The 20,334-nt window shown below is 71.8% G+C and carries 23 protein-coding genes; 21 read left to right on the forward strand and 2 right to left on the reverse strand.

Going from position 1 to position 20,334, the window contains the following annotated elements; genetic code table 11:
- The first annotated feature begins 7 nt into the window (after positions 1 to 7).
- Positions 8 to 1,951, forward strand: a complete 1,944-nt coding sequence (ftsH, locus tag VT52_RS03105) for an ATP-dependent zinc metalloprotease FtsH (RefSeq protein WP_079174800.1) — start codon at positions 8 to 10, stop codon at positions 1,949 to 1,951.
- Between the two features lie 13 nt (positions 1,952 to 1,964).
- On the opposite strand, the gene VT52_RS03110 is transcribed toward ftsH, so the two are convergent.
- A complete protein-coding gene (locus tag VT52_RS03110; RefSeq protein ID WP_046427311.1) occupies positions 1,965 to 2,804 on the reverse strand; it encodes a methyltransferase type 11 in 840 nt (279 codons plus the stop codon).
- Between the two features lie 525 nt (positions 2,805 to 3,329).
- On the opposite strand from VT52_RS03110, the gene VT52_RS03115 reads away from it, so the two are divergent.
- From VT52_RS03115 to VT52_RS03195, 17 genes are all read left to right on the forward strand, one after another.
- The gene (locus VT52_RS03115) at positions 3,330 to 3,926 is read left to right on the forward strand and encodes a hypothetical protein (protein WP_037654570.1); all 597 of its coding nucleotides are present in this window, start codon (positions 3,330 to 3,332) and stop codon (positions 3,924 to 3,926) included.
- A 343-nt stretch (positions 3,927 to 4,269) separates the two neighbouring features.
- On the forward strand, positions 4,270 to 4,689 hold the full coding sequence (gene rpsP, locus VT52_RS03120; protein WP_046427309.1) for a 30S ribosomal protein S16: 420 nt from the start codon (positions 4,270 to 4,272) through the stop codon (positions 4,687 to 4,689).
- A gap of 5 nt (positions 4,690 to 4,694) precedes the next feature.
- The gene (locus VT52_RS03125; RefSeq protein ID WP_029385578.1) at positions 4,695 to 4,934 is read left to right on the forward strand and encodes an RNA-binding protein; all 240 of its coding nucleotides are present in this window, start codon (positions 4,695 to 4,697) and stop codon (positions 4,932 to 4,934) included.
- 104 nt (positions 4,935 to 5,038) lie between these two features.
- The gene (gene rimM / locus VT52_RS03130) at positions 5,039 to 5,635 is read left to right on the forward strand and encodes a ribosome maturation factor RimM (RefSeq protein WP_046427305.1); all 597 of its coding nucleotides are present in this window, start codon (positions 5,039 to 5,041) and stop codon (positions 5,633 to 5,635) included.
- Positions 5,635 to 6,468, forward strand: coding sequence for a tRNA (guanosine(37)-N1)-methyltransferase TrmD (gene trmD, locus VT52_RS03135; protein ID WP_046427304.1), 834 nt, complete (start codon positions 5,635 to 5,637; stop codon positions 6,466 to 6,468). Before rimM ends, trmD begins: the two co-directional genes overlap by 1 nt.
- A 135-nt stretch (positions 6,469 to 6,603) precedes the next feature.
- Entirely contained in the window at positions 6,604 to 6,954 is a 351-nt protein-coding gene (gene rplS, locus VT52_RS03140; RefSeq protein ID WP_037654561.1) for a 50S ribosomal protein L19, read from the forward strand.
- A gap of 45 nt (positions 6,955 to 6,999) precedes the next feature.
- Entirely contained in the window at positions 7,000 to 7,698 is a 699-nt protein-coding gene (gene lepB, locus VT52_RS03145; protein ID WP_046427302.1) for a signal peptidase I, read from the forward strand.
- Positions 7,691 to 8,782 (forward strand): signal peptidase I, encoded by a 1,092-nt coding sequence (gene lepB, locus VT52_RS03150; protein WP_046427300.1) that lies wholly within the window; start codon positions 7,691 to 7,693, stop codon positions 8,780 to 8,782. The genes lepB (VT52_RS03145) and lepB (VT52_RS03150) overlap by 8 nt, the downstream gene beginning before the upstream one ends.
- On the forward strand, positions 8,670 to 9,677 hold the full coding sequence (gene lepB, locus VT52_RS03155) for a signal peptidase I (protein ID WP_079174801.1): 1,008 nt from the start codon (positions 8,670 to 8,672) through the stop codon (positions 9,675 to 9,677). The genes lepB (VT52_RS03150) and lepB (VT52_RS03155) overlap by 113 nt, the downstream gene beginning before the upstream one ends.
- 111 nt (positions 9,678 to 9,788) lie before the next feature.
- Complete coding sequence (lepB, locus tag VT52_RS03160) at positions 9,789 to 10,571, forward strand: signal peptidase I (RefSeq protein WP_046427298.1); 783 nt, start codon at positions 9,789 to 9,791, stop codon at positions 10,569 to 10,571.
- Entirely contained in the window at positions 10,561 to 11,079 is a 519-nt protein-coding gene (locus tag VT52_RS03165) for an NUDIX hydrolase (RefSeq protein WP_046427297.1), read from the forward strand. The genes lepB (VT52_RS03160) and VT52_RS03165 overlap by 11 nt, the downstream gene beginning before the upstream one ends.
- Before the next feature lie 56 nt (positions 11,080 to 11,135).
- Positions 11,136 to 11,444: a DUF2469 domain-containing protein gene (locus tag VT52_RS03170; RefSeq protein WP_003965949.1), complete on the forward strand. Its 309-nt coding sequence runs from the start codon at positions 11,136 to 11,138 to the stop codon at positions 11,442 to 11,444.
- A gap of 95 nt (positions 11,445 to 11,539) precedes the next feature.
- On the forward strand, positions 11,540 to 11,932 hold the full coding sequence (locus VT52_RS03175) for a YraN family protein (protein WP_107481225.1): 393 nt from the start codon (positions 11,540 to 11,542) through the stop codon (positions 11,930 to 11,932).
- Entirely contained in the window at positions 11,933 to 13,558 is a 1,626-nt protein-coding gene (locus VT52_RS03180; RefSeq protein WP_046427286.1) for a YifB family Mg chelatase-like AAA ATPase, read from the forward strand.
- Complete coding sequence (dprA, locus tag VT52_RS03185) at positions 13,555 to 14,730, forward strand: DNA-processing protein DprA (RefSeq protein ID WP_071387351.1); 1,176 nt, start codon at positions 13,555 to 13,557, stop codon at positions 14,728 to 14,730. Before VT52_RS03180 ends, dprA begins: the two co-directional genes overlap by 4 nt.
- Positions 14,731 to 15,045: 315 nt before the next feature.
- Positions 15,046 to 15,888: an RNA polymerase sigma factor WhiG gene (gene whiG, locus VT52_RS03190; protein WP_046421046.1), complete on the forward strand. Its 843-nt coding sequence runs from the start codon at positions 15,046 to 15,048 to the stop codon at positions 15,886 to 15,888.
- Positions 15,889 to 15,953: 65 nt separating this feature from the next.
- A complete protein-coding gene (locus VT52_RS03195) occupies positions 15,954 to 16,508 on the forward strand; it encodes a TetR/AcrR family transcriptional regulator (protein ID WP_046421047.1) in 555 nt (184 codons plus the stop codon).
- Positions 16,509 to 16,520: 12 nt separating this feature from the next.
- Here VT52_RS03195 and VT52_RS03200 read toward each other — a convergent pair whose 3' ends face one another.
- Positions 16,521 to 17,090, reverse strand: a complete 570-nt coding sequence (locus tag VT52_RS03200; protein ID WP_046421049.1) for a murein hydrolase activator EnvC family protein — start codon at positions 17,088 to 17,090, stop codon at positions 16,521 to 16,523.
- 270 nt (positions 17,091 to 17,360) lie between these two features.
- Here VT52_RS03200 and rpsB point away from each other — a divergent pair, with 270 nt between their 5' ends.
- The 3 genes from rpsB to pyrH all read left to right on the forward strand — a co-directional run bounded on the left by rpsB (position 17,361) and on the right by pyrH (position 20,231).
- Complete coding sequence (rpsB, locus tag VT52_RS03205; protein WP_046421050.1) at positions 17,361 to 18,272, forward strand: 30S ribosomal protein S2; 912 nt, start codon at positions 17,361 to 17,363, stop codon at positions 18,270 to 18,272.
- A 159-nt stretch (positions 18,273 to 18,431) separates the two neighbouring features.
- Positions 18,432 to 19,268: a translation elongation factor Ts gene (gene tsf / locus VT52_RS03210; protein WP_046421051.1), complete on the forward strand. Its 837-nt coding sequence runs from the start codon at positions 18,432 to 18,434 to the stop codon at positions 19,266 to 19,268.
- Between the two features lie 204 nt (positions 19,269 to 19,472).
- On the forward strand, positions 19,473 to 20,231 hold the full coding sequence (gene pyrH / locus VT52_RS03215; RefSeq protein WP_046421052.1) for a UMP kinase: 759 nt from the start codon (positions 19,473 to 19,475) through the stop codon (positions 20,229 to 20,231).
- The last annotated feature ends 103 nt before the right edge of the window (positions 20,232 to 20,334 follow it).

Genomic DNA, 20,334 nt, shown 5'->3' on the forward strand with positions numbered 1-20,334 from the left:
TCCCTATATGAGCAACGCGCCGCCCCCGCGCAAGGACCCGGAGCAGCCGTGGCGCGCCGAGGGCACCCCCGAAACGCCCCGGCGGTCCGGTGGGGGAGGGCTTCGGGGCGGCAAGTGGTGGGGGCTCCTCGTCACCGCGGTGATCGTCTTCCTGCTGGCCTATCTCGGCCTGAACTACCTCGGCCAGGCGAATCAGCCGACGATCTCCTACACCGAGTTCAGCCGGCAGGTATCCGAGGGCAATGTCGCCACGATCTACTCCAAGGGCGACGCGATCCAGGGCCGGCTGAAGACCTCCCGGAGCAACCCCGAGGGCGGCGGCCGGTACACCCGGTTCAAGACACAGCGCCCCGCTTTCGCGGACGACCGGCTGTGGCAGAACCTGAGCAGCCACGGCGTCACGGTGACCGCTCGCCCGGTGGTGCAGGAGCGCAGCTTCGTCTCCAACCTGCTGCTCTCCCTGATCCCGATCCTCGTCCTGGTCGCGGTGTGGGTGTTCTTCGCCCGTCGGTTCGGCGGCTCGCTGCCCGGCGCGGGCGGTCTGTTCGGCCGCCGGGCGCCGCCCAAGCCGGTGGGGCCCGAGCCGGACACCCGGCGCACCACGTTCGCGGACGTGGCGGGGATCGACGAGGTCAAGGGCGAACTGGACGACGTGGTCGACTTCCTGGAGCACCCCGACGCCTACCGCAGGATGGGCGCGAAACTGCCCCGGGGCGTGCTCCTCGCGGGCCCGCCCGGAACCGGGAAGACACTGCTCGCTCGGGCGGTCGCGGGCGAGGCCGGGGTGCCGTTCTTCTCGGCCTCGGCGTCGGAGTTCATCGAGATGATCGTCGGCGTCGGCGCGTCCCGGGTGCGCGAGCTGTTCGCGGAGGCCCGCAAGGTGGCCCCGTCGATCATCTTCATCGACGAGATCGACACCATCGGCCGGGCGCGCGGCGGCAGTACGGCCATGAGCGGGCACGACGAGCGTGAGCAGACGCTCAACCAGATCCTCACCGAGATGGACGGCTTCTCGGGCTCGGAGGGCGTGATCGTCATCGCGGCCACCAACCGCGCCGACATCCTGGACCAGGCGCTGACCCGCCCCGGCCGCTTCGACCGGGTGGTCACGGTGGCCCCGCCGGACCGCGCGGGCCGCGAGGCGATCCTGCTGATCCACACCCGGGACGTGCCGCTGGAGCCGGACGTCGACCTGGCCCGGATGGCGCGCGCGACCCCCGGCATGACGGGCGCCGACCTGGCCAACCTCGCCAATGAGGCCGCGCTGCTCGCGGTCAAGCGCAAGCAGGAGCGGGTGACCGCCGCGGATCTCTCCGAGGCGCTGGAGAAGGTCCAGCTGGGTGCCGAGCGGACCCTGGTGATGCCGGAGGAGGACCGGCGGCGTACCGCCTACCACGAGAGCGGCCACGCGCTGCTGGGCATGCTCCAGCCGGGCGCGGACCCCGTTCGCAAGATCACCATCGTGCCGCGCGGCCGGGCGCTCGGGGTGACCATGTCCACGCCCGAGGTGGAGCGGTACGCCCATTCGGAGGAGTATCTGCGCGGTCGGATCATCGGTGCGCTGGGTGGCATGGCCGCGGAGGAGGTCGTCTACGGCGTGGTCACCACGGGCGCGGAGAGCGACCTCGAACAGGTGACGAACATCGCCCGCGCGATGGTGGCCCGCTGGGGCATGAGCGAGCGGGTCGGCCGGCTGTCCGCGCTGCCCAGCGACGCCCAGCAGGCCTACGGGCTCGCCGCCGCCCCCGGGACGCTCGACGTGATCGACACCGAGATGCGGCGGATCGTGGACGAGTGCTACGACGAGGCGCGGCGCAAACTCCGGGACCACCGGGGTCAGCTGGACGCGCTGGCGCGGGCGCTGCTGGAGCACGAGACGCTGGAGGAGGCGGACGCCTACCGGATCGCCGGGATCACACGGCTGGTCAAGGACCCCGAGGAGCCGCGCTGACCGCGCCGCACGCTCACGGGACGCGGGCGATCAGGTAGCGGAGGACATTGGGCATCCAGACGGTGCCGTCGGCGCGGCGGTACGGGTGCAGGGCCTCCGCCAGTTCCTTGTCGACCTGCTCGGCGTCGGTCGCCGCGATCGCCGCGTCGAAGAGCCCGGTGGACAGCAGTCCCCGCACCGCGCTCCCCGGGTCGGCGTACCCGAACGGGCAGGAGACCCGCCCCGAGCCGTCCGGGCGCAGCCCCGCCCGCTGGGCGGCCTCCTCCAGGTCGTCCCGCCGGGCCGGCCGCCAGCCGCCGTTGCTGCGCAAAGGATCAGCCAGTTTCGCCGCGACCCGCAGCACGGTGGAGGTGGCGCAACGTTCCTGCGGGCCCCAGCCGGCGAGCACCACGGCGGCACCGGGCGCGGCGTACGGAAGAGCCTCCGTGAGCAGGGCGGCGAGCGCCTGGGGGTCGCCCGAGGGGCAGCGGACGGGGTCGAGCGCGGTGATCAGGCCGTACGGCGCGGCGCTCCGGGCGGCCACCGGTGAGCCGCGCAGGAGCTCCGCGCGCGGGCTGCCGCCGTCGGGCGGCAGCAGCCGTTCGCGGGCGAGGGCCAGCAGGCAGGGGGAGGGGTCGACGCCGGTGACGGCGGCGCCGCGGGCGGCCGCGAGGAGGAGGGCGAGGCCGGAGCCGCAGCGCAGGCCGAGCAGGCGGGTGTCCGGGCCCACGTCGAGCCGTTCGTACACGGCCTCGTGGAGCGGGACGAGCACGCGTTCCTGGATCTCGGCCCAGTCCCGCGCACGTGCCTCCGCGTCCTCGTGGGCCGTGGGATCCACGTGCGGCGGATGCTGCCGTACGAGCGAGGCTGTCATGGATAAGCGCTCCCATCCGCCGACGGTTCGCCGCTGTGTCAGGTCGTGTGGCCCCCGTGGCCGTCCTCGCGGACGTCCCACGTATGCCAGGTAACTCCCGCGCCGCGGCCCCGTCCAGGGGTCGAGGGGGCCCGCTTGGACGCGGTGCGCCGGTGTGGCGAGAATTCACAACCCGGCAATCCCGCCGCCCTTACGGTGATCACGCCGGAGGACGGGCCGGTGCCGGGGGGCGCGGTCGCGCACGGTAACGTCGCGGCCGGCGCGGGCGCTGAGCAAGGTGGGACCCCGGAACCGAGAGCGGCCGAAACGCCCCTTGCGCATCCACGGGTCATCGTCGTCACAGGGTGTACCGGACGGATCGTAGTGCCGTCTACGCACCGGCTTGTTATGAGCTGTGAGGCTTCCTCCGCACATCGGCGCACGCGCCCTCGTCAGGACGCATCAGTGCCAACTGACGGGTACGTGCAAATTATTTGGGATGCCCCGGAATAGGAACACAGCGTGCCCTCCGCTCGTTGTCATTACGTGAGCACGACACAGACACCACCTGTTCTCGCCGCAGAGCTGGCACAGGCGTGGGCCGATATTCAGCGGTACCACCCCGATCTGCCGGATCTCGCCGCGCCAGAGTCCTTGATCGGAGAGTCGTCGTCCGCGTGCGGACACGAGCTCTCCTTCGAACGGCTGCTCCATGAGGCAGTCCACGGCATCGCCGCCGCGCGCGGGGTCCGCGACACCTCCCGTGCCGGCCGCTACCACAACCGACGGTTCCTCTCGATCGCCGAGGAGCTGGGCCTGGACCACCCCGAGGAACCGCATCCCAGCAGCGGCTTCTCGCTGGTCACGCTCAACCCCGAGGCGAAGCGGCGCTACCGTCCGACCATCGAGCGTCTCCAACGCGCCCTCAAGGCGCACTCGGCGGCCACGACGGAGGACACCTCCCGGACCTTCCGGGGTCCCGCCGCCCGCCACGGATCCTCCGGCGGCGGCGTCCGCGTCAAGGCCGTCTGCGACTGCGGTCGCAACGTCCGCGTGGTCCCCTCCGTCCTCGCCCAGGCCCCCATCGTCTGCGGTGGCTGCGGCAAACCCTTCCGCATCCCGGAGATGTCGGGCGCCGCCTGACCCTCGCCCGGCATCTCGTGGGTGCCGGACCCCACACCACGACCACACACCGCGCCCGCCGGCACCCCAGGCCGGCGGGCGCGGCGCGGCGCCCCCGGTGCGGGGCGGCGCGGCCGCCGGGACCCGGGCCGTTCGCCGGGCCCCGGTCAGGCGTGCCCGGCCGCGCTCCGTCCCCCTGGCCGAGAGGGGTCCGCAGGGTATGGCAGAATGGATGGCTGTACTCGACAGCCGCACAGGACCCCTCTCTCCTCCGGCTGACGCGTCCGTCGGGCACACGGGTACCGCAACCCCACGCGGCAACGCGCCGTGCCCCACCACGTCAAAACCAGGAGAATCCACTCCCGTGGCAGTCAAGATCAAGCTGAAGCGTCTGGGCAAGATCCGTTCGCCTCACTACCGCATCGTCGTCGCCGACTCCCGTACCCGCCGTGACGGCCGGGCCATCGAGGAGATCGGCAAGTACCACCCGACCTACAACCCGTCGGTCATCGAGGTGGACGCCGACCGCGTGGCGTACTGGCTCGGCGTCGGCGCCCAGCCGACCGAGCCCGTCCTCGCCATCCTGAAGAAGACCGGCGACTGGCAGAAGTTCAAGGGCGAGCCGGCTCCCGCGCCGCTGCTCGTCGCCGAGCCGAAGTCGGCCCGTCCGTCGTTCGAGGCCCTCGGTGGCGACGACGACGCCAAGGGTGAGGCCATCACCCAGAAGAAGAAGGCTGAGAAGAAGGACGAGGCCGCGGCCGAGTCCTCGTCGACCGAGGCCTGAGCAGCATGCTCGAAGAGGCGCTTGAGCACCTCGTGAAGGGCATCGTCGACAACCCTGACGATGTGCAGGTCGCCTCGCGCAACCTGCGCCGCGGGCGCGTGCTGGAGGTCCGGGTGCACCCCGACGACCTCGGCAAGGTGATCGGCCGCAACGGTCGTACCGCGCGCGCTCTGCGTACCGTCGTGGGCGCCATCGGCGGTCGCGGTGTCCGCGTCGACCTGGTCGACGTGGACAACGTCCGCTGACGCTTCATCGCAACCGGCTCGGGCCGGGGAGGGCCACTCGGCCGTCCCCGGCCCGCAGTCGTATGAGCAGGACACGCGCAGCAGATGACAGGAGAATTGGACAGGTGCAGCTGGTAGTCGCACGGATCGGCCGTGCCCACGGCATCAAGGGCGAGGTCACCGTCGAGGTACGTACCGACGAGCCGGAGCTGAGGCTGGCCCCCGGCGCCGTACTCGCCACGGATCCCGCCGCCACGGGTCCGCTGACCATCGAGACCGGTCGCGTCCACAGCGGCCGTCTGCTCCTGCGTTTCGCGGGCGTGACCGATCGGACCGGCGCCGAGGCCCTGCGCAACACCCTCCTGATCGCCGACGTGGACCCGGAGGAGATGCCGGAGGGCGAGGACGAGTACTACGACCACCAGCTCATGGACCTGGACGTGGTCACCGAGGACGGCGTGGAGGTCGGCCGGATCACCGAGATCTCGCACCTGCCCTCGCAGGACCTGTTCATCGTGGAGCGCCCGGACGGCACCGAGGTCATGATCCCCTTCGTGGAGGAGATCGTCTCCGAGATCGACCTCCGGGAGCAGCGGGCCGTCATCACGCCCCCGCCCGGCCTGATCGACGACCGCGCCGAGATCGCCTCCGGCCGCGAGGCGGAAGAGGCGGAACGCGCGGAAGGCGAGCCGCAGGCGGACGAGCCGGGGGAAGACGCGTGATGCGCCTGGACGTCGTCACCATCTTCCCCGAGTACCTGGAACCCCTGAACGTCTCGCTCGTCGGCAAGGCCCGTCACCGCGGACAGCTCGATGTCCACGTCCATGACCTGCGCGAATGGACGTACGACCGGCACAACACGGTCGACGACACGCCGTACGGCGGCGGGCCCGGCATGGTCATGAAGACCGAGCCCTGGGGCGACGCCCTGGACGCCGTCCTGGCCGACGGCTACGAGAGCGGCGCCCACGCCCCCGCGCTGATCGTCCCCACGCCCAGCGGCCGGCCCTTCACCCAGGAACTCGCGGTGGAGCTCTCCCAGCGGCCCTGGCTGATCTTCACACCGGCTCGCTACGAGGGCATCGACCGGCGTGTCTTCGACGAGTACGCCACCCGGATGCCCGTCCACGAGGTGTCCATCGGTGACTACGTGCTGGCCGGCGGCGAGGCCGCCGTCCTGGTCGTCACGGAGGCCGTCGCCCGGCTGCTGCCCGGCGTCCTCGGCAACGCCGAGTCGCACCGCGACGACTCCTTCGCGCCCGGCGCCATGGCGAACCTCCTGGAAGGCCCCGTCTACACCAAGCCGCCCGCCTGGCGCGGCCGGGACATCCCGGACGTGCTGCTCAGCGGCCACCACGGCAAGATCGCCCGCTGGCGCCGCGACGAGGCCCTGCGGCGTACGACCCTCAACCGGCCCGATCTGATCGAGCACTGCGACCCGAAGACCTTCGACAAGAAGGACCGCGAGATGCTGTCCATCCTGGGCTGGGAACCGGACCCGGACGGTCACTCGTGCGGCCGATTTTGGCGCCGGGCCACCGGCGTGGAAGAATAGGCCGCTGCTGTGCGCTCGTCCGGTGTGCGCCCCTGCCACAGGGGGACAAGACGCCCGACCCGACGCGCGCGGCAGCTTCCCGTACATCTTCACTCCCGTTGATGACCTGTGGCATCAGCGAAGAAAGCAGACGAAATGTCTCACCTGCTCGACACCGTCGACGCCGCGTCGCTGCGCAGCGACCTCCCGTCCTTCCGCCCGGGTGACACCGTCAACGTCCACGTGCGCGTCATCGAGGGCAACCGCTCCCGTGTGCAGCAGTTCAAGGGCGTTGTGATCCGTCGCCAGGGTTCCGGTGTCCGCGAGACCTTCACGGTCCGCAAGGTCTCGTTCTCCGTCGGCGTCGAGCGCACCTTCCCGGTGCACACCCCGATCGTCGAGAAGATCGAGCTGGTCACCCGTGGTGACGTGCGCCGCGCCAAGCTGTACTACCTCCGTGAGCTGCGCGGCAAGGCCGCGAAGATCAAGGAGAAGCGCGAGAGCTGAGCGCCTCCCCGGAGTCACAGCGGGGCCGGATAACATCTCGCCCCGATGGACACCGAAGCACAGCCGACGAAGCGCGACCGCCCCTCCCGCCCGGATTCCCCGGGCCCGGAGGAGCGGTCGCGTTTCGCGTTGCCGACGCGGATCACCGAATGGCTGCCGGGCGGCCGCGTCACCCTCACCCTCTTCGCCTGCCTGGTGTTCCTGCTCCTGCTGAGCACCTTCGTGGTGCAGCCCTTCCAGATCCCGAGCGGGTCCATGGAGCAGGGGCTGCGGATCGGCGACCGCGTCCTCGTGAACAAGCTGACCTACCGCTTGGGTGCCGGGCCCGCCCGCGGAGACGTGATTGTGTTCGACGGAAGCGGGTATTTCGGGGACGGCGACTACATCAAACGGGTCGTCGGGGTGGGCGGGGACCATGTGGTCTGCTGCGACAAACGGGGGAGGATCGAGGTGAACGGCCGCGCGGTCGACGAGTCGGCGTTCCTCTACCCCGGGGACAGCGCCTCCAGCGTGCCGTTCGACATCGTGGTGCCCCCGGGCACCCTCTTCGTCCTCGGCGACCACCGCGGCGACTCCAGCGACTCCCGGGACCACCTCGGCTCGCCGGGCGGCGGCATGATCCCGGTCGGCCGGGTCGTCGGACGGGCCGACTGGATCGTCTGGCCGTACCCCCACTGGGCCCATCTGACCCGGCCGTCCGCCTACGCGCGCGTGCCCGCCACGACGGGCGGCGCCCATGGGTAACCGAGGCAAGCCGCGCGCGGGCTCCGGACCGGCCGGCGCCGGGCCGTCCGCCGACGCCTGCCCGCGCAGCTCAGCGCCCGGCGGCGGCCGCACCCGCGCGGAGCGGCGCAAGCTCCAGCGCAAGGTCAAGCGCAAGCGCAGACGTTCAGCCGTTCAGGAGATCCCCCTTCTGGTGGGTGTCGCGGTGCTGATCGCGCTGGTCCTGAAGACCTTCCTGGTCCAGGCGTTCGTGATCCCGTCCGGCTCCATGGAGCAGACGATCCGCATCGGCGACCGCGTCCTGGTCGACAAGCTGACGCCCTGGTTCGGCGCCGAGCCGCACCGCGGCGACGTCGTCGTCTTCCACGACCCGGGCGGCTGGCTGGCGGGCGAACAGGCCGCCCAGAAACCCGACCCGGTCGTGGTCAAGCAGCTCAAGGAGGGCCTCAGCTTCATCGGGCTGCTGCCGTCCGACAACGAGAAGGACCTGATCAAACGGGTCATCGGGGTCGGCGGTGACCACGTCAAGTGCTGCGACGCGCAGGGCCGGATCACCGTCAACGGCGTGCCGCTGTCCGAGAAGGACTATCTCTACCCGGGCAACGACCCGTCCGACATGCGCTTCGACATCGTCGTCCCCAAGGGCCGGCTCTGGGTGATGGGCGACCACCGGGCCGACTCCGCGGACTCCCGCTACCACCGGGACTCCCCGTACGGCGGAACGGTGTCGGTCGAATCGGTGGTCGGGCGGGCCATGTGGATCGGCTGGCCGGTCGGCCACTGGACGCGCCTGGAGGAACCTAAAACCTTTGCAAGCGTTGCCCGTGCCGGGACGCGGACGGCTGCGGCCCCGCCCCTGTCGCATAGGGTTGACCATGAGAATCCGAACGGAATGACCCGACTCCCGACCCCTGCGGAACTCCCGCTCGTTATGGGAGTGGTGGGCCTGCGCCGTCTGTGGCGCGGGCGGCGGCACGGAGTAAGGAGTTGGCGTGGGGGATGTGGCGGTAGGCGCACGGTCGGGTCACGACGGCGAGGAGCCCCGCGGGAACGCCGCGGAGGCGGACGACTCAGGTTCGGACGGCGCTATGACCACCGGGAATGACGCGACGGGCGAGGACGGCGCACCGCGCGAGGGACAGGGCCTCGACGGCGGCACGGGCGACGCCCCGCCGCCGCCCAGGAAGCCGCGCTCCTTCTGGAAGGAGCTGCCGATCCTGATCGTGATCGCGTTGGTCCTCGCGCTGCTGATCAAGACCTTCCTGGTCCAGGCGTTCTCGATCCCCTCCGCCTCGATGGAGAACACCCTCCGGATCGGCGACCGCGTCCTGGTCGACAAGCTGACCCCGTGGTTCGGCTCCAAGCCCGAGCGCGGCGAGGTCGTCGTCTTCCACGACCCGGACGACTGGCTGGCGGGCGAGCCCGCGCCGAACCCGAACGCGGTGCAGAAGGTCCTCAGCTGGATCGGGCTGATGCCCTCCGCCAACGAGAAGGACCTGATCAAGCGCGTGATCGGCGTCGGCGGCGACACCATCGAATGCAAGGGCACAGGCCCCCTGCTGCTCAACGGCAAGGCGCTGAACGAGACGTCGTACGTCTACCCCGGCAACACCCCGTGCAGCCAGGACGACCAGGGCGGCCAGTTCAAGGTGAAGGTCCCCAAGGGCTACATCTGGGTGATGGGCGACCACCGGCAGAACTCCCGGGACTCGCGCTACAACCAGACCGACAAGAACCACGGCTTCGTGCCCGTCGACAAGGTCGTCGGCCGCGCCATCGTCAAGGCATGGCCCATCAACCACTGGGGCACCCTGCCCGTCCCGGACACCTTCGACCAGCCCGGCCTGAACAACCAGCGGTCCTCCGCTGCCGCCTCCCTGACGGTCGCCCCCGAGGGGGTCGGCGTCGCGGCCGTGGTGCCCCTCCTGGTGTGGCGGCGCAGGCGCGCGGACCGGCTGCGTTCGGACGCCCTGCAGAAGTCGGTCGGCGGACGGCGCTGATCTCCGCGCCGACGCTTTCCCGGGCCGTGTGTGAAGCTCCGGGAAAGCTGTGCCCCAGGTCGTGGAAGAGGGGCTGACCTCGCTCGGTACCGACAGGTAGGGTGCGGGTCCATGGGTGGTGAGAGTACGACGCGTACGGCCCCGCGCAGCGGCGGCACCGGGACGGCGGCGAGCGGCGGCCGGCTCGGGCAGCGGCTGTCCTCGGTGGCCGTGGCCCTGGGCCTGGTGCTGTTCCTCGGCGGTTTCGGCTGGGCGGCGCTGAGCTATCGGCCGTACACCGTGCCCACCAGCTCCATGACCCCCACCATCGACGCGGGCGACCGTGTACTGGCCCAGCGCGTGGACGGTGGCGAGGTGCGCCGCGGCGACGTGGTCGTCTTCCACGACAGCAGCTGGGTCACCGGCTCCGACGTCGTCAAGCGCGTGGTCGCGGTCGGCGGCGACACCGTGTCCTGCTGCACGGACGGCAAGCTGACCGTCGACGGCAAGCGGATCGAGGAGCCGTACCTGCCCAAGGGCACCCTGGCCGAGAACCAGGACTTCGCCACCGTGACCGTCCCCAAGGGCCGGCTCTTCCTGCTCGGCGACGAACGCCAGGGCTCCCTGGACTCCACCGCCCACCTCACCGACGCCGCCAAGGGCACCGTCGCCCGCACCGCCGTGATCGCCCGGGTGGACGCCGTCGTCTTCCCGTGGAAGGGCGGGCTGAAGCGTCCCACCGGATTCGAGGCGCTGGGCGCCCTCTCGCAGCCGGGTCCGCTGCCCACCATCGAGCTGCTGGTCGTCGTCGGCGCCGTGCTGGTGCTGGGCGGCGGCGCCTGGGGCCCGATCGCCAAGCGGGCCGGCCGCTCCCGGGCCCGTGCCGCCCGCGCGGAGGCGGCCGGTGCCCGCTGAACCCGAGCGCGGACAGCCGTACGAGGGCGGCCTGCGCAAGGTGGCCCGCGTCGTGCTGCTCGACCCCCGGGACCGCATCCTGCTGCTGCACGGACACGAGCCCGACGACCCAGCCGACGACTGGTGGTTCACCCCCGGCGGCGGGGTGGAGGGCGCCGAGACCCGCGCGGAGGCCGCGCTGCGGGAACTCGCCGAGGAGACCGGCATCACCGAGGTCGACCTCGGCCCGGTGCTGTGGCGGCGCCGCTGCTCCTTCCCGTTCGCGGGCCGCCGCTGGGACCAGGACGAGTGGTACTACCTGGCCCGTACCACCCGGACCGCGACCGCGGCGACGGGTCTGACCGAGCTGGAGCGGCGCAGTGTCGCCGGAGCGCGCTGGTGGACGTGCCGGGAACTGACCCGGGCACATGAGACGGTGTATCCGACCAGGCTCGCCGAGCTGCTGCGCACGCTGCTCGACGAGGGTCCCCCGGCCGGCCCGGTGACCCTCGACACGGAAATCGTCTGAGGGCCCGCGGAACTGGCGCACAATGGGTGGACCGCACGGCTGAAGGGGAACATGCCATGAGCGCCGAGGACCTCGAGAAGTACGAGACCGAGATGGAGCTGAAGCTCTACCGGGAGTACCGAGATGTCGTCGGTCTGTTCAAATACGTGATCGAGACGGAACGGCGCTTCTACCTCACCAACGACTACGAGATGCAGGTGCACTCCGTCCAGGGCGAGGTGTTCTTCGAGGTGTCGATGGCCGATGCCTGGGTCTGGGACATGTACCGGCCCGCCCGGTTCGTCAAGCAGGTCCGGGTGCTCACGTTCAAGGACGTGAACATCGAGGAGCTGAACAAGAGCGACCTGGAACTGCCGGGCGGCTGACGACCCGGGCGTCTCGCCCCCTGAGCCGTGCGGGTGACGAGGTTTTCCACAACCTCCCAGTGGTCCACCAAGATCCACTCGGCGGGGCGGGATGCGTGACGGTTGGCGCCGGAGGTGGTGCCGACATGAACGCACGGGAAGCGATCGGCAGGTACGGAGAGGACCTTGCCGCCCGCCGGCTGGCCGAGGGCGGGATGACGATCCTGGCGCGCAACTGGCGCGCCGGACGCGGCGGCGAGATCGACATCGTGGCCAGGGACGGCGAGGTCCTGGTCGTCTGCGAGGTCAAGACCCGCGCGGGCGGCCGCTACGAACATCCCATGGCCGCGGTGACCCCCGGGAAGGCCGCCCGGCTGCGCCACCTCGCCGAACACTGGATCCACGCCCACGGCGGCGCCCCACCGGGCGGGGTCCGCATCGACCTGGTCGGCGTCCTCGTCCCCGGCCGCGGCGCCCCCCAGGTCGAGCACGCCCGGGGGGTGGCCTGAATGGCGTTCGCCCGCACCTGTTCCGTCGCCCTCGTCGGCGTCGAGGGCGTGGTCGTCGAGGTCCAGGCCGACCTCGAACCCGGCGTCGCCGCCTTCACCCTGGTCGGCCTCCCGGACAAGAGCCTGTCGGAGAGCAGGGACAGGGTGCGCGCGGCGGTGGTGAACTCCGGCGCCCAGTGGCCCCAGAAGAAGCTCACGGTCGGGCTCAGCCCCGCCTCGGTGCCGAAGGCCGGCTCCGGCTTCGACCTCTCCGTCGCCTGCGCGGTGCTCGGGGCCGCCGAACGCGTCGACCCCCGGGTCCTCGCCGACATCGTCATGATCGGCGAGCTGGGCCTGGACGGCCGGGTGCGTCCGGTGCGCGGCATCCTGCCCGCCGTGCTGGCCGCCGCCGAGGCGGGCTACGAACAGGTGGTCGTGCCCGAGTGCGCCGCCGCGGAGGCCGCGCTGGTCCCCGGCGTGTCGGTGCTCGGCGTCCGCAGCCTGCGCCAGCTCCTCGCGGTGCTGGCCGAGGAACCCGTGCCCGAGGAGGAGCCCGACGAGCCGGGCCGCCCGGATCCGCTGCTGGCCGGACTGCGGGTGCCGGGCACCGGCGCCGCCACCGGCATGCGCGGCCTCGGCGCCGTCCAGCAGGAATCCGATCACGACCTCGCGGACGTCGTCGGTCAGACCTCGGCCCGTACGGCCGTGGAGGTGGCCGCCGCCGGCGGGCACCACCTCTTCCTGGAGGGCCCGCCGGGCGCGGGCAAGACGATGCTGGCCGAACGGCTGCCCGGGGTGCTGCCGAGGCTGACCGGGCAGGAGTGCCTGGAGGTCACGGCGGTGCACTCGGTGGCCGGGCTGCTGCCACCGGGCAGGCCGCTGATCGACGTCGCCCCCTACTGCGCCCCGCACCACTCGGCGACGATGCAGTCCCTCGTGGGCGGCGGCCCCGGCATCGCGCGGCCGGGAGCGGTGTCCCTCGCCCACCGCGGTGTGCTGTTCCTGGACGAGGCGCCCGAGTTCCACAGCCAGACCCTGGACGCCCTGCGGCAGCCCCTGGAGTCCGGGCACGTCGTGATCGCGCGCAGTGCCGGAGTGGTCCGCTTCCCGGCGCGCTTCCTGATGGTGCTGGCGGCCAACCCCTGCCCCTGCGGCCGCTTCTCCCGGCGTGACGCCCTGTGCGAGTGCCCGCCCTCGGCGATCCGCCGCTACCAGGCCCGGCTCTCCGGCCCCCTCCTGGACCGGGTGGACCTGCGCGTCGAGGTCGATCCGGTCACCCGGGCCCAGCTCACCGCGCGGGGCACCCCGGGCGAGTCCACGGCGACGGTCGCGGACCGGGTGCGGGGAGCCAGGGAGCGTACGGCCGCGCGCCTCGCCGGAACACCCTGGCGCACCAACAGCGAGGTGCCCGGCCGGGAGCTGCGCAGCCGGTTCCAGGCCGTCGGCGGCGCGATGGACGAGGCCGAGCGCAACCTGGAGCGGGGCGTGCTCACCGCCCGCGGCATCGACCGGGTGCTGCGCGTCGCCTGGACGGTCGCCGACCTCGTCGGGCACGACCGCCCGGACGCGGCCGACGTGGCCCTCGCCCTGCAGCTGCGCACCGGCGTCCCGCGCGGGGTCCCGACGGCCGTCGGCGCGCTGACATGAGCGAGGGGGCGCGGGACCCGTCCCGGGAGCCGGACGAGGAGACCCGCGGCCGGGTCTTCCTGGGGCGGGTGATCGAACCCGGGGACGAGGCCGGGGGGCGGTGGGTGCGGGAGCTCGGGGTGACGGAGGTGGTGAGGCGGGTCCGGGAAGGGGGCGGGGCGTTGCCGGGGGTGAGCGAGGCGCGGTGGGCCGGGCTCGTGGCGCGGGCCGCGCGGGCCGAGCCGGAGCGGGATCTCGCACGGGCACGGGCGGCGGGCGCCCGCTTCGTGGCGCCGGGAAGCGCCGAGTGGCCCCGGCAGCTGGACGACCTCGCGGACGCCCGCCCCCTCGGGCTCTGGGTCCGCGGCCGCCCGAGCCTGCGCATCTGGGCCCTGCGCTCCGTCGCCGTGGTCGGCGCCCGCGCCTGCACCGAGTACGGCACCCATGTCGCCGCCACCCTCGCCGCCGGTCTCGCCGAGCGCGGCTGGGTCGTCGTCTCCGGCGGCGCCTACGGCATCGACGCCGCCGCCCACCGCGGCGCGCTCGCTTCCGGCGGGGCCACCGTCGCCGTCCTGGCCAGTGGCGTCGACCGCCCCTACCCCCGCGGCCACACCACCTTGATCGAACGGATCGCGGAGCAGGGCCTCGTGATCGGCGAGCTGCCCCCGGGCGACCACCCGACGCCGAGCCGCTTCATCCTGCGCAACCGTGTCATCGCCGCCCTGACCAGGGGCACCGTCGTCGTGGAGGCCGCCTGCCGCAGCGGCTCGCTCGCCACCGCGCGGGCCGCGCAGCGCCTGGGCCGGCACACCATGGGCGTGCCCGGCCCGGTCACCAGCGCGCTCTGCGCGGGGGTGCACGAACTGCTGCGCGGCGAGGCCACCCTCGTCACCGACGCCGCCGAGGTGGCGGAGCTCGTCGGCGACATGGGCGACCTGGCCCCGCCCCGCACCGGCCCGGTGCTGCCCCGCGACCTGCTGACACCGGCCGCCAGGGGCGTCCTCGCCGCGCTGCCGGGCGAGGGCGCGGCCCCCGCCGGGGAGATCGCGGCGGCCGCCCGTACCACCCCGGACGAGGCGATCGCGAGACTGTACGAACTCCGAGCACTTGGATACGTCGAACGACACGGCGATGGCTGGAAGTTGACACGCCAGGCGGTGATCTCGGCCCGGACCGGCCGCCCCCCATGCTGACCGAGCGTGTTCGGCCGTCCGGGGGAACACCCGACGCCCTTGGGGTTTCCCGGAGTTGGCGCCCGTCGGCCATCACACAGAGCGAGCTGCGGAAGGTGATGCCGAAGGGGCCTCCGGGACCCGCGCAGGGGTGGTGCCTCGCCGTTCGCACACCGCGACTCCTCAGTCACGCTACGCTCACGAAGACGTCTCCACAGAACAGCCAACTCGACATCAGATCGACACCTCACCCAGGCGGCCCCTTTCCACCCCTCGATCCCCCCGCACCGCACTCACGGTCACGGCACTTCACGGCAGAACGGCACAAGGCGACGAATGCCCCAGCACACCTCCGGGTCCGACCGGGCGGCGATCCCCCCAGCCGCCCGCGACGGTGGCAGCGTGCGGCCGCCCGCTCCCTCGACGCTCGACGAGCTGTGGCGGTCGTACAAGGCGACGGGGGACGAACGGCTGCGGGAGCAGCTGATCCTGCACTACTCGCCGCTCGTGAAATACGTGGCGGGCCGGGTCAGCGTCGGCCTGCCCCCGAACGTGGAGCAGGCCGACTTCGTCTCCTCCGGGGTGTTCGGGCTGATCGACGCGATCGAGAAGTTCGACATCGACCGGGAGATCAAGTTCGAGACGTACGCGATCACCCGGATCCGCGGCGCCATGATCGACGAGCTGCGGGCGCTGGACTGGATCCCGCGCTCGGTGCGGCAGAAGGCGCGCAACGTCGAGCGCGCCTACGCCACCCTGGAGGCCCGGCTGCGGCGCACCCCGAGCGAGAGCGAGGTGGCCGCGGAACTGGACATGGAGGTGGAGGAGCTGCACGCCGTCTTCAGCCAGTTGTCGCTCGCCAACGTGGTCGCCCTGGAGGAGTTGCTGCATGTCGGCGGCGACGGCGGGGACCGGCTCAGCCTCATGGACACGCTGGAGGACACCGCCGCGGACAACCCCGTGGAGGTGGCCGAGGACCGGGAGCTGCGGAGATTCCTCGCGCGGGCCATCAACACGCTGCCCGACCGGGAGAAGACGGTCGTCACGCTCTACTACTACGAGGGCCTCACGCTCGCCGAGATCGGCAACGTCCTCGGCGTCACCGAGAGCCGGGTGAGCCAGATCCACACCAAGTCGGTGCTCCAGCTGCGGGCCAAGCTGGCGAGCTTCGGACGCTGAACGGACGCCGCTGCGCGCGGGCGCGTCCTAAAGTGGTCGACGTGCCAAGGATTCGAGCGGCCTCCGTGGCCGAGCACCGGTCGATGCAGCGAGCCGCCCTGCTGGACGCGGCTCGTACCCTGCTGTCCGAGGGCGGGACGGAGGCGCTGACCTTCCCCGCGCTGGCCGAGCGCACGGGTCTCGCGCGCTCCTCCGTGTACGAGTACTTCCGGTCCCGGGCGGCCGTGGTCGAGGAGCTGTGCGAGGCCGACTTCCCGCTGTGGGCGGCGGAGGTGGCCGCGGCCATGGAGCACGCGGGTTCGCCCGAGGAGAAGGTCGAGGCGTACGTCCGCCGGCAGCTGGCCCTCGTCGGGGACCGGCGGCACCGGGCGGTCGTGGCGATCTCCGCGAGCGAGCTGGACGCCGGGGCGCGGGAGAAGATCAGGGCGGCGCACGGCGAGCTGGTCGCGATGGTCGTCGAGGCGCTGGGGGAGCTGGGGCAGGCGCAGCCGCGGCTGGCGGCGATGCTGCTCCAGGGCGTCGTGGACGCGGCCGTACGGCGGATCGAGATCACCGCGGAGGACCCTGCGGCGGTGACGGAGGCCGCGGTCAGGATGGCGCTGCGGGGCGTGCGGGGCTGAGCGTCGCCGGGATCAGCCGGTGAGCACCGGCAGCAGCCTCGCCGGCCCCCGCCCCAGCAGCCACGGCGGCAGCAGGGACAAGGGGTTCAGATAGGCCGCGCCCCGCAGCAGGCCCCAGTGGACACAGGCCGCGTCACCGCAGTGCGCACCCGCCGCCACCGTCCCGACCACGTCGCCCGCCCGCACCCGCGCCCCCGCCTGCACCGAGGGGCTCACCGGCTCGTACGTCGTCCGCAGCCCCGTCCCCGTCAACTCCACCGTCACCACTCCCCGCCCGGCGACCCGGCCCGCGAAGGACACCCGGCCCGCGGCCACCGCCCGTACCGGGCTCCCGGGCGCGGCCGCCAGGTCCACCCCCCGGTGTCCGGGGCCGTACGGCGTCGCCGGCGGCTCCCAGCCGCGCAGGACCGGCGGCCGTACGCCCACCGGCCAGAGTCCGGCGAGCGCCGGCACCCCGGCGTCGGCCCCGGCCGGAGCCGGTCCCTGCGCGGGCGGCGCCCAGGCCCGGCTTCCGTACACGAGCACCGCCAGGGCCGTCACCAGGACCGCCCGTAACACTCCGCACCACACCCGTCGTCGCATGCGCCCACCGTCCCGCACATCGCCGACCCGGCCTCTTCACCTGTGGGCCACTCCCCGGTTGTGGACAGCTGCGTCACCCGGTGGCCCGGCGGTCCCGTACAATTCTTCTGGCGATCCGGGTCACCGGGTCGACTTCGCACGCCCCGGTACGGCATCCGGAAACGGTTCGTACCAGCGCCTCTCGGTCCTTCGTGGCACGGCGCACACGGGCGTCAGGCGCGGCCGCCGTCCGGCGGGCGCGGCACAACCGAGAATCTCAAGGAGATGGCAATGGCCGTCGTCACGATGCGGGAGCTGCTGGAGAGCGGCGTCCACTTCGGTCACCAGACCCGTCGCTGGAACCCGAAGATGAAGCGCTTCATCTTCACCGAGCGCAACGGCATCTACATCATCGACCTGCTCCAGTCGCTGTCGTACATCGACCGCGCCTACGAGTTCGTCAAGGAGACCGTCGCCCACGGCGGCACGGTCATGTTCGTCGGCACGAAGAAGCAGGCGCAGGAGGCCATCGCCGAGCAGGCCACCCGCGTCGGCATGCCCTACGTCAACCAGCGCTGGCTGGGCGGCATGCTCACCAACTTCTCGACCGTCTACAAGCGTCTGCAGCGCCTCAAGGAGCTTGAGCAGATCGACTTCGAGGACGTCGCGTCCTCCGGTCTGACCAAGAAGGAGCTGCTGGTCCTCTCCCGCGAGAAGGCCAAGCTGGAGAAGACCCTCGGCGGTATCCGCGAGATGCAGAAGGTGCCCAGCGCCGTCTGGATCGTGGACACCAAGAAGGAGCACATCGCCGTCGGCGAGGCCCGGAAGCTGAACATCCCGGTCGTCGCGATCCTCGACACCAACTGCGACCCCGACGAGGTCGACTACAAGATCCCGGGCAACGACGACGCGATCCGCTCCGTCACCCTGCTCACCCGCGTGATCGCCGACGCCGTCGCCGAGGGCCTCATCTCCCGCTCTCGCGTCGCCACCGGTGACAAGGGCGAGAAGGCCGCGGGCGAGCCGCTCGCCGAGTGGGAGCGCGACCTGCTCGAGGGTGAGAAGAAGGGCGAGGCTCCGGCTGCCGAGGCCCCCGTCGCCGAGGCTCCCGCCGCCGAGGCTCCGGCCGCCGAGGCCGCCGAGGCCCCCGCCGCCGAGGCCGCTCCGGCCGAGGAGAAGGCCGCCGAGGGCGAGCAGGCCTGATCCGCCGCGTCAGCGTTTGACAGCGGGGGCGGCGACATCGACTCCGCCCCCGCTGTTCACCCATAGGTCGGTACGACGTATGCGCTCTGCGCCTCCATGTGGATCGCAAACCGTGCGGATCTGAAGATCTCCCAGACTTCGAGAAAGACTCACTGACTCATGGCGAACTACACCGCCGCCGACGTCAAGAAGCTCCGTGAGCTCACGGGCGCCGGCATGATGGACTGCAAGAAGGCGCTGGACGAGGCCGAGGGCAACGTCGACAAGGCCGTCGAGGCGCTGCGCATCAAGGGCCAGAAGGGCGTCGCCAAGCGCGAGGGCCGCTCCGCCGAGAACGGCGCCGTGGTCTCCATCATCGCCGACGACAACTCCTCCGGCGTCCTGGTCGAGCTGAAGTGCGAGACGGACTTCGTCGCCAAGGGTGACAAGTTCCAGGCCGTGGCCAGGACCATCGCCGAGCACGTCGCCAAGACCTCCCCGGCCGACATCGAGGCCCTGCTCGCCTCCGAGATCGAGGCCGGCAAGACCGTCCAGGCGTTCGTGGACGAGGCCAACGCCAACCTCGGTGAGAAGATCGTCCTGGACCGCTTCGCGCGGTTCTCCGACGGCTACGTCACCGCCTACATGCACCGCACCATGCCCGACCTGCCCCCGCAGATCGGTGTCCTGGTCGAGCTGGACAAGCCGAACGCCGAGGTCGCCAAGGGCATCGCCCAGCACATCGCCGCGTTCGCGCCGAAGTACCTGGCCAAGGAGGACGTCCCGGCCGACGTCGTCGAGTCCGAGCGGCGTATCGCCGAGGAGACGACCCGCGCCGAGGGCAAGCCCGAGGCCGCGATCGCCAAGATCGTCGAGGGTCGCGTCAACGGCTTCTTCAAGGACGCCACCCTGCTCGGCCAGCCGTACGCGCTGGACAACAAGAAGTCGGTCCAGAAGGTGCTGGACGAGGCCGGTGTCACCCTGAAGCGCTTCACGCGCATCAAGGTCGGCATCTGAGTCCGTACCGCGATCGACGCGCGACCCGCGGGGAAATCCCGATAGGGTCGACAGCAGTCGTCCGCGACCACCGCCACACCCGGGTGTGGGGCGGACGGCAGCAGATCTGACGAGGAGGCCATTGCCGAGTATGGGAGCGAATAGCGACCCCACCGGCAATGGCCTTCTTCGTATGTGCAACACGTGAAAGAGGCGGGATCTCCCATGACCGACAAGGCCCAGAAGAGCGACGACGGCAAAGTACGCGGCCGGTTTCTGCTGAAGCTGTCCGGAGAGGCGTTCTCCGGTGGCGGCGGCCTGGGCGTCGACCCGGACGTGGTGCACAAGATCGCTCGTGAGATCGCGGCCGTCGTACGGGACGGCGCGCAGGTCGCCGTCGTCATCGGCGGCGGCAACTTCTTCCGCGGCGCCGAGCTCCAGCAGCGCGGCATGGACCGTGCCCGCTCCGACTACATGGGCATGCTCGGCACCGTGATGAACTGCCTCGCCCTCCAGGACTTCCTGGAGAAGGAGGGCATCGACAGCCGGGTGCAGACCGCCATCACCATGGGCCAGGTCGCCGAGCCCTACATCCCGCTGCGCGCCGTGCGCCACCTGGAGAAGGGCCGCGTGGTCATCTTCGGAGCCGGTATGGGCATGCCCTACTTCTCCACCGACACCACCGCCGCCCAGCGCGCCCTGGAGATCGACGCCGAGGCGCTGCTCATGGGCAAGAACGGTGTGGACGGGGTCTACGACTCCGACCCCAAGACCAACCCCGACGCCGTCAAGTTCGACGCCCTCGGCTACGGCGAGGTCATCACCCGGGACCTGAAGGTCGCCGACGCCACCGCCATCACGCTGTGCCGCGACAACAAGCTCCCGATCCTCGTCTTCGAGCTCCTCGCGGAGGGCAATATCGCCCGTGCCGTCAAGGGTGAGAAGATCGGCACGCTGGTGGGTGACCACGGCAGCCGGAACTGACCGGCACGCCCCCGTCGCCCGGGTACGACACCTGTCCGAGGGACGGACGGGACGCGCCTCGGCCGGGGGATGGACAATGTCCTGCCGGTCGGGAACCGTGCAG

This window comes from Streptomyces malaysiense (genome assembly GCF_000980885.2).
Lineage (GTDB): Bacteria > Actinomycetota > Actinomycetes > Streptomycetales > Streptomycetaceae > Streptomyces > Streptomyces malaysiense.